The following is a 6,655-nucleotide window of genomic DNA, read 5'->3' as shown; positions in this document are numbered from 1 at the left end:
CAGGCCCTTTCTTTCTATTAACGATTATCAATTGTTTCCGGATATAGATCGTGGTTCATCATGCGGTAGTCAGCCATTTGTTCATACTTCGTCCCCGGGCGACCGTAGTTGCAGTATGGATCAATTGAAATGCCACCACGTGGTGTAAATTTCCCCCATACCTCAATGTAACGTGGATCCATTAATTTAATTAAATCGTTCATAATAACGTTCATGCAATCTTCGTGGAAATCACCATGATTGCGGAAACTAAATAAATACAACTTTAAAGATTTACTCTCTACCATTTTTTGCTCTGGAATATAGCTAATATAAATTGTTGCAAAATCTGGTTGTCCTGTTTTCGGACATAAACTTGTAAATTCAGGACAATTAAATTTTACAAAATAATCACGGTTTGGATGATTATTATCAAATACCTCTAATATTTCTGGGCTATATTCAAATAAATATTTTGTATTTTGATTTCCTAGTAATGTTACATCTTTTAAATCTTCATCTAATCTTCCTGTCATTTTAAACATCCCTTCTCATTATACGCCGCGTTTATTTCCCCATACTAACGCATGAAGCTGGGGCAATACTTTTGCATCATTCATCTCTTTACAATTTACAGCTTTATCAATCAGCCACTCATACTTATCTAATAATTTTTTAATAAGCATCGCATCATCCACTGTTTTTGTATCATCGTTTCCTACTTGCAAGAAAAATGGTACATCTGGATAACGTTCGTGCATCTTAACTGCATATTCAAAATCATGATCATCGAATACTACTACTTTTAAACTAATATCTTTTCCTGCTAGTTTCTGAATAATAGCATCTAACTTCTGAAAATCTGTTTTCATCGTCGAACTTGGTGGTTTTGGAGAAATTGTTACTTCATCAATTTGAAGTAACCAATCTTGCCATTTACTCCCTTGAGTTTCAATTGCCGTCCGCATTCCATTTTCTTTTAATATAGAAAGAAGAAACTCAATATTTTTCAGCAATGCCGGATTCCCGCCTGAAATCGTAACATGAGAAAATTTTTCTCCTCCAATTGCAACAAGCTCATCCCAAATATCTTCTGCTGTCATCTGTCTAATTTGATTTTTAGCTGATCCATCCCATGTAAAAGCAGAATCACACCAAGCGCAGCTATAATCACAACCAGCCGTACGGATAAACATTGTCTTTTGCCCTACAACCATTCCTTCACCTTGAATAGTCGGACCAAATATTTCTAAGACAGGGATTTTACTCATCGAGCATCCACTCCCGTCTTACTTCCGCATAACTAGTCGGCGTCTCAAATAGACGAACAAATTCTACGCGAGCTCCTTTATATTCGTTCACTCGATTCTCTTTAGTTAGTGCCTCTGCCATCTTTTCATAAATCCAAACGACCATATTTTCAGCAGTCGTATTCATTGCAGGTAACGTTTCGTTTAAATAACGATGATCTAAATAAATTTCGATTTCATTCTTCCAAATCTCTTTTATATCACCAAAGTCAATTGCAAGTCCTATTTCATTTACATATCCACTAATTCCAAATACAACTTTATATGTGTGACCATGTAAGTTTTTACATTTCCCTTCATAACAGTGTAAATGGTGTGCTGCATCAAATGTAAATTCCTTGCTGACCATTACTCTTTTATTATGGTATTTGAGCTGTTTACGCTGAATATCCTTGTCCATTTTTTGCAAATTTTCTACGATGCGAAATCCAAAGAAATTATCCATTAGTTGTTCGCTCCTTCGCGTTCTTGTAGGTACGTATCTAATCCTGCTTTACGAAGTTGGCACGCTGGACATTCACCGCAACCATCACCAATGATTCCGTTATAACATGTTAATGTTTTTTCTCGAACAAACTCAAATGCTCCAAGTTCATCTGATAATTTCCATGTTTCAGCTTTATCAATCCACATAAGTGGCGTGTGAATGACAAACGGGTAATCCATGGATAAATTTAAAGTAACGTTTAACGATTTCACAAACACATCACGGCAATCTGGATAACCACTGAAATCAGTTTCACATACACCCGTTACAATATGACGTGCTCCAACTTGTTTTGCTAATACAGCAGCAAATGATAAGAAGAGTAAATTTCGTCCATCTACAAATGTCGATGGCAATTCACCTTCTTCATGTGTAATCTCCATATCCGTTCTCGTTAACGCATTTGGAGCAAGTTGATTTAATAGACTCATATCTAGTACCGTATGCTTTATTCCTAGCTCTTTTGCAATTTTCGCTGCACAATCAATTTCTAGCTTATGACGTTGATTGTAATTAAACGTTACAGCTTCTACCTCTGCAAACTGCTCTATTGCCCAAAATAAACATGTTGTACTATCTTGTCCTCCACTAAAAACAACAACTGCTTTTTCTTTTTTCATTTCACTCATTCTCCTTCTCTACTATAAATAAGAAGAAAGAACGTTCTTGAACTGTCACAATAAAAAAACAAAACAATACCTAAGGATATTGTTGTTTCCATAGTTTTTTATAGAGGGAGTTCGCGAACCTCTCCCGCGCGGTGCACGGAATTTCTTCTTTCATTGACACAGCTTATTGTAACATATTGTATACTAGCGTAAAAATTTCTGATTTTTCCGCTATTTATTATTTCATTTCTTTCATTTTATAGTATGATTAATTTAATATAAGAAGAGAGGAGGCATCCCACTGAAATCCTTTATTATTTATCTCTTTTTAAATATATTATTCATCCTTATTACAATGCTCGTATATCATTTATTTTGGAATCAAAAAGGGAAACGCTCTCCTAAATTAAATTCAGCTATATTTATTGTATTGTGTTGCCTCGCTACCGTACTCTGTATTACATTTGCAGCAAAAACAAATAATGGTTTTCAATTTGATATGCGCCATATTGTATTAATTGTCGGTACATTAACGGGAGGGCCTATTGCTGGTGGTTCTATCTTAGTTGTATTAAACATATATCGCTTACTATTAGGTGGGGTAGGTGTTTTCCCATCTCTTATCGGTTCTGTTCTTCTATTTATTGTTCTACTATTAACATATAAATTTTTCAATCGAACTTCTAATCGTATAAAAATAACACTTGCTATTATCTACAGTCTCACATACGGATTTAGTTGGATACCTTTCTTTCTTTCAAAGGTTACAAATAAGACTGATTATATACCGCATATTATTGTATATGAGTTATGTTCAATGCTTGGTACGATCCTAATTTTATATTTACTACACATATTACAAACTCAAGTTCGTCTCCAAAACGAACTTATAAATGCTGAAAAGTTTCATTTAATTGGTGAAATGGCAGCGTCTATCTCTCATGAAATTCGCAATCCATTAACTTCAACGAAAGGGTTTTTACAACTGTTACAATCAGATACATGCACTGAGCAGGAACGAAAATTATATATCGACATTGCCATTAACGGCATCGAACAAGCAAATCATGTTCTTACAGATTATTTAACTTTTGCCAAACCAAGCATTGAAAAAGAACAAACATTACAGTTAGAAGAAGAATTACTACATGCATTGTCGTTAATTACACCGCTTGCTAATTTAACAAATGTACGTACTCATTATATAAAGCAAAGCACTTCTTTTTTTATCGCTGGAGAAAAACAAAAACTAAATCAATGTTTATTAAATATTTTAAAAAATTGCATTGAGGCTATGCCAAAAGGCGGTGATCTTTATTTCACATTAGTTCCTGATCATAAGCATATTCAGTTATATATAAAAGATACAGGAATCGGTATGGATTCAGAACAAGTAAAACGTCTTGGTTCGCCTTTCTATTCAACGAAAGAAAAAGGCACTGGACTTGGAATGATGGTCGTATTCAGTGTTGTTCAAGCTATGAACGGAAAAATTGATATTATAAGTGAAAAAGGAATCGGTACAACCTTTTTATTAACTTTTCCACTCATACAAAAAACGTGATGAAATAATCATCACGTTTTTTCTGTTCCTTCAACTAATTCAGCAAAAGCTTTCACTTTTCCGTGCGGTTGTTGATTTTCTTTATGCGCTTTCCAGGCGCGCTCCTCTTCTCGCTTCTTCTTAGACATATTTTTTCAACTCCTTCTTTTCTTTCTCCATGTAGTATTCCAAAATAAGAAAGAAAACTATGCACATATCAAAAAAGAAGTGGTTTCCCACTTCTTCCACTTTAGCGTTGCAAAATTGCATGTTTCGCCTCTTTTAACTGCGTAAGATGTCTTTGTTCATGCAAATCAAGAAATTGAACCCATTGATACAAATTCAGATCATTAAAAACAGGATGCTTTAATCCATTTTCAAATAGATCTTTTTCATCTATAACACTATGAAGCGCGTGTAATAGTTCTTGTCGTGAATGTTCTAGTAATTGAATTCCTTGCTGTTTTTTCATTAAAGTTTCTGTTGGTTGCATTTGCTGAGGAGCTTCTCGTTTATGTGTGCGATCAAGCGTAAGTTGGAGGTCTTTAAATGGAGTCATGTTTCTTTCGTTTTTTTGTAAAGCATATACAAGGGCAGACGTGACAGATTGTTCAACTAAATGCAAGTGGTGTAAAATTTGAGTAATACTCCATTTATCACGGCGTGGCTTTACATTCACTTCTGTATCATTTAACATTTCAATTTCTGATAATAGCGTGCTTCGGGTAGACTGTAATGAGTTTACTAAACTTTCTAAACTCACATCCATATTAGATTGAAGCATACTTGTTCCCCCCTTTTGTTGGTGAAAAGAGGTGCTCCTTATTAGAAACACCTCTTTAGTATTCTGAATTTTCTTTTATTATCTCATCATTTTCCCATTATGTCGATGTTAAACATGTGAAAAAAAGCGCATGTTTTTTACAATTTTGTGTCGTCAATCGCATGTAACCATGCTTCAATTTCTGTAATAACACTTTTCACACAGCCTTCAGCAAATGGTGATGTTAAATTTGCAACTTCTACTAATTCTAAGAACGATTTACTTCCACCTTGTTGACACAGATTCACATAATCTTCCCACGCCTCTTGTCTATTATCTCTTGCACGTTTCCAAAATTGTAGCGCACAAATTTGAGCAAGCGTGTAATCAATATAATAGAAAGGTGAACTATAAATATGCCCTTGACGTTGCCAAAAACCACCGCGCTCTAAATAATCATTATCTTCATAATCACGATGCGGTAAGTATTTCTTCTCTATGTTACGCCATGCTGTCTTACGCTCTTCAGGTGATGCTTCAGGATTTTCATATACATAATGTTGATATTCATCAACTGATACGCCATAAGGTAAAAACAGAAGTGCTGAACTTAAGTGAGAGAAGTAATATTTATCTGCATCTTCTTCAAAGAATAGCTTCATCCATGGCCATGTAAAAAATTCCATACTCATAGAGTGGATTTCACACGCTTCATATGTTGGCCAATTATATTCTGGAATTTCAAATTTACGACTTTCATATACTTGGAAAGCATGACCTGCTTCATGTGTTAATACATCAATGTCACCAGATGTTCCATTGAAGTTTGAGAAAATAAATGGCGCTTTATAATTCTCAATATATGTACAATATCCGCCACCAGCTTTTCCTTTTTTCGCAACTAAATCTAATAAATCATTATCTAGCATGAAATTGAAAAATTCATCTGTCTCAGCCGATAACTCTTTATACATCGTCTTTCCATGATCAACAATCCAATCCGCATCTCCTTTTGGAGTTGGGTTCCCTGTAGCAAACTCAAAGTTTTCGTCGTAATAAGCTAACTTCTCTACACCGATACGTGCTTGTTGTCGCTTTCTTAATTCCGTTGTAACGGGAACGATATAATCCAGCACTTGCTGACGGTAATTAGCCACCATCTCCGCATTATAATCTGTACGGTACATTCTTGCATATCCAAGTTCAACAAAGTTTTTGAAACCTAAAGATTTTGCGATTTTCGTTCTCACTTTAACAAGCTCATCATAAATACGATCTAGTTCTTCCTCATTTCCAGCTAAAAATCCGTAGTATGCTTCACTTGCTGCTTTACGTTCGCTTCTTTCTTTTCCTTGCATAAACGGAATCAGTTGCGATAACGTTCTTTCTTCTCCAGCAAAGTCAATTTTTGCAGATGCTAATAACTGTGTATATTGCGACGATAATTTATTTTCTAATTGTAAATCTTTCACGACTTCATCTGAATATGTTTTTAAATCACATTCTGCTAGAGCAAATAATTGTTTTCCATAATACGCCTCTAATTCTTCACGAAATGGAGAATTAATGAGTGCCTTATAATATTTTGTACCATATCCTTGTACAACTGGAGAGAATTCATCAAAGAAATCCTGCTCCTCCTTATAAAAAGTATCCGTCGTATCAACAGAATGGCGAATGTAACAAAGGTTTCCCATTGTACCAAAATCGTTGCGAATTTCATTAATTGAATGAATGACTTGTTTTTGTTCTTCTACAGTTTTTGCGTTATCAAACTTCTCTAAAGCAACAGTAAATTTCTCTTTTAACTCTTCAATATTTGGGCGTTTATATTCATAGTCTTTAAATGACATGAACGAGCCTCCTCTCCATTACATACCTTTACTATAATTCAATACGTATTCCCGAATTCCCTCTTAATTTTCAACAAAATTCGGCAGTTACTACCCTGAGTTCATTGCAAAT

Annotated in this window: 8 protein-coding genes and 1 riboswitch; of the genes, 1 reads left to right on the top strand and 7 read right to left on the bottom strand. The window is 34.7% G+C overall.

Features of this window, described 5'->3' with window-relative positions; translation table 11 throughout:
- Positions 1-17: 17 nt before the first annotated feature.
- The 4 genes from queF to queC are packed head-to-tail and all read right to left on the bottom strand — an operon-like array spanning position 18 to position 2,396.
- Positions 18-515 carry a preQ(1) synthase gene (queF, locus tag DN403_RS20215; protein ID WP_001986050.1) on the bottom strand — a complete coding sequence of 166 codons (498 nt, stop codon included), beginning with the start codon at positions 513-515 and terminating at the stop codon, positions 18-20.
- 18 nt (positions 516-533) lie between these two features.
- On the bottom strand, positions 534-1,250 hold the full coding sequence (queE, locus tag DN403_RS20210) for a 7-carboxy-7-deazaguanine synthase QueE (protein ID WP_000036303.1): 717 nt from the start codon (positions 1,248-1,250) through the stop codon (positions 534-536).
- Positions 1,243-1,734, bottom strand: a complete 492-nt coding sequence (gene queD / locus DN403_RS20205; protein ID WP_000368414.1) for a 6-carboxytetrahydropterin synthase QueD — start codon at positions 1,732-1,734, stop codon at positions 1,243-1,245. The genes queE and queD overlap by 8 nt, the downstream gene beginning before the upstream one ends.
- A complete protein-coding gene (gene queC / locus DN403_RS20200; RefSeq protein ID WP_000711598.1) occupies positions 1,734-2,396 on the bottom strand; it encodes a 7-cyano-7-deazaguanine synthase QueC in 663 nt (220 codons plus the stop codon). Before queC ends, queD begins: the two co-directional genes overlap by 1 nt.
- 93 nt (positions 2,397-2,489) lie before the next feature.
- Positions 2,490-2,533, bottom strand: a riboswitch (PreQ1 riboswitch).
- Positions 2,534-2,739: 206 nt separating this feature from the next.
- Here queC and kinB point away from each other — a divergent pair.
- Entirely contained in the window at positions 2,740-3,948 is a 1,209-nt protein-coding gene (kinB, locus tag DN403_RS20195; RefSeq protein WP_002083096.1) for a sporulation sensor histidine kinase KinB, read from the top strand.
- 11 nt (positions 3,949-3,959) lie between these two features.
- On the opposite strand, the gene DN403_RS31790 is transcribed toward kinB, so the two are convergent.
- The 3 genes from DN403_RS31790 to DN403_RS20185 form a co-directional block, all read right to left on the bottom strand.
- On the bottom strand, positions 3,960-4,076 hold the full coding sequence (locus DN403_RS31790) for a DUF6254 family protein (RefSeq protein WP_255452028.1): 117 nt from the start codon (positions 4,074-4,076) through the stop codon (positions 3,960-3,962).
- A gap of 101 nt (positions 4,077-4,177) precedes the next feature.
- The gene (locus DN403_RS20190; protein ID WP_000941975.1) at positions 4,178-4,711 is read right to left on the bottom strand and encodes a DinB family protein; all 534 of its coding nucleotides are present in this window, start codon (positions 4,709-4,711) and stop codon (positions 4,178-4,180) included.
- Positions 4,712-4,848: 137 nt separating this feature from the next.
- The gene (locus tag DN403_RS20185; RefSeq protein ID WP_000008576.1) at positions 4,849-6,543 is read right to left on the bottom strand and encodes a M3 family oligoendopeptidase; all 1,695 of its coding nucleotides are present in this window, start codon (positions 6,541-6,543) and stop codon (positions 4,849-4,851) included.
- Positions 6,544-6,655: the final 112 nt, after the last annotated feature.

This window comes from Bacillus sp. AY2-1, assembly GCF_008368965.1.
GTDB classification, from domain to species: Bacteria; Bacillota; Bacilli; order Bacillales; family Bacillaceae_G; genus Bacillus_A; species Bacillus_A thuringiensis_S.
Note: the sequence above shows the minus strand (reverse complement) of the source record. Positions and strands in the feature narration are given on the sequence as shown.

Coding starts and splice junctions, on each gene's coding strand:
- DN403_RS31790 (WP_255452028.1), bottom strand. CDS start 4,076: ATGTCTAAGAAGAAGCGAGAAGAGGAGCGCGCCTGGAAAGCGCATAAA.
- queE (WP_000036303.1), bottom strand. CDS start 1,250: ATGAGTAAAATCCCTGTCTTAGAAATATTTGGTCCGACTATTCAAGGT.
- queD (WP_000368414.1), bottom strand. CDS start 1,734: ATGGATAATTTCTTTGGATTTCGCATCGTAGAAAATTTGCAAAAAATG.
- kinB (WP_002083096.1), top strand. CDS start 2,740: ATGCTCGTATATCATTTATTTTGGAATCAAAAAGGGAAACGCTCTCCT.
- queC (WP_000711598.1), bottom strand. CDS start 2,396: ATGAAAAAAGAAAAAGCAGTTGTTGTTTTTAGTGGAGGACAAGATAGT.
- DN403_RS20185 (WP_000008576.1), bottom strand. CDS start 6,543: ATGTCATTTAAAGACTATGAATATAAACGCCCAAATATTGAAGAGTTA.
- DN403_RS20190 (WP_000941975.1), bottom strand. CDS start 4,711: ATGCTTCAATCTAATATGGATGTGAGTTTAGAAAGTTTAGTAAACTCA.
- queF (WP_001986050.1), bottom strand. CDS start 515: ATGACAGGAAGATTAGATGAAGATTTAAAAGATGTAACATTACTAGGA.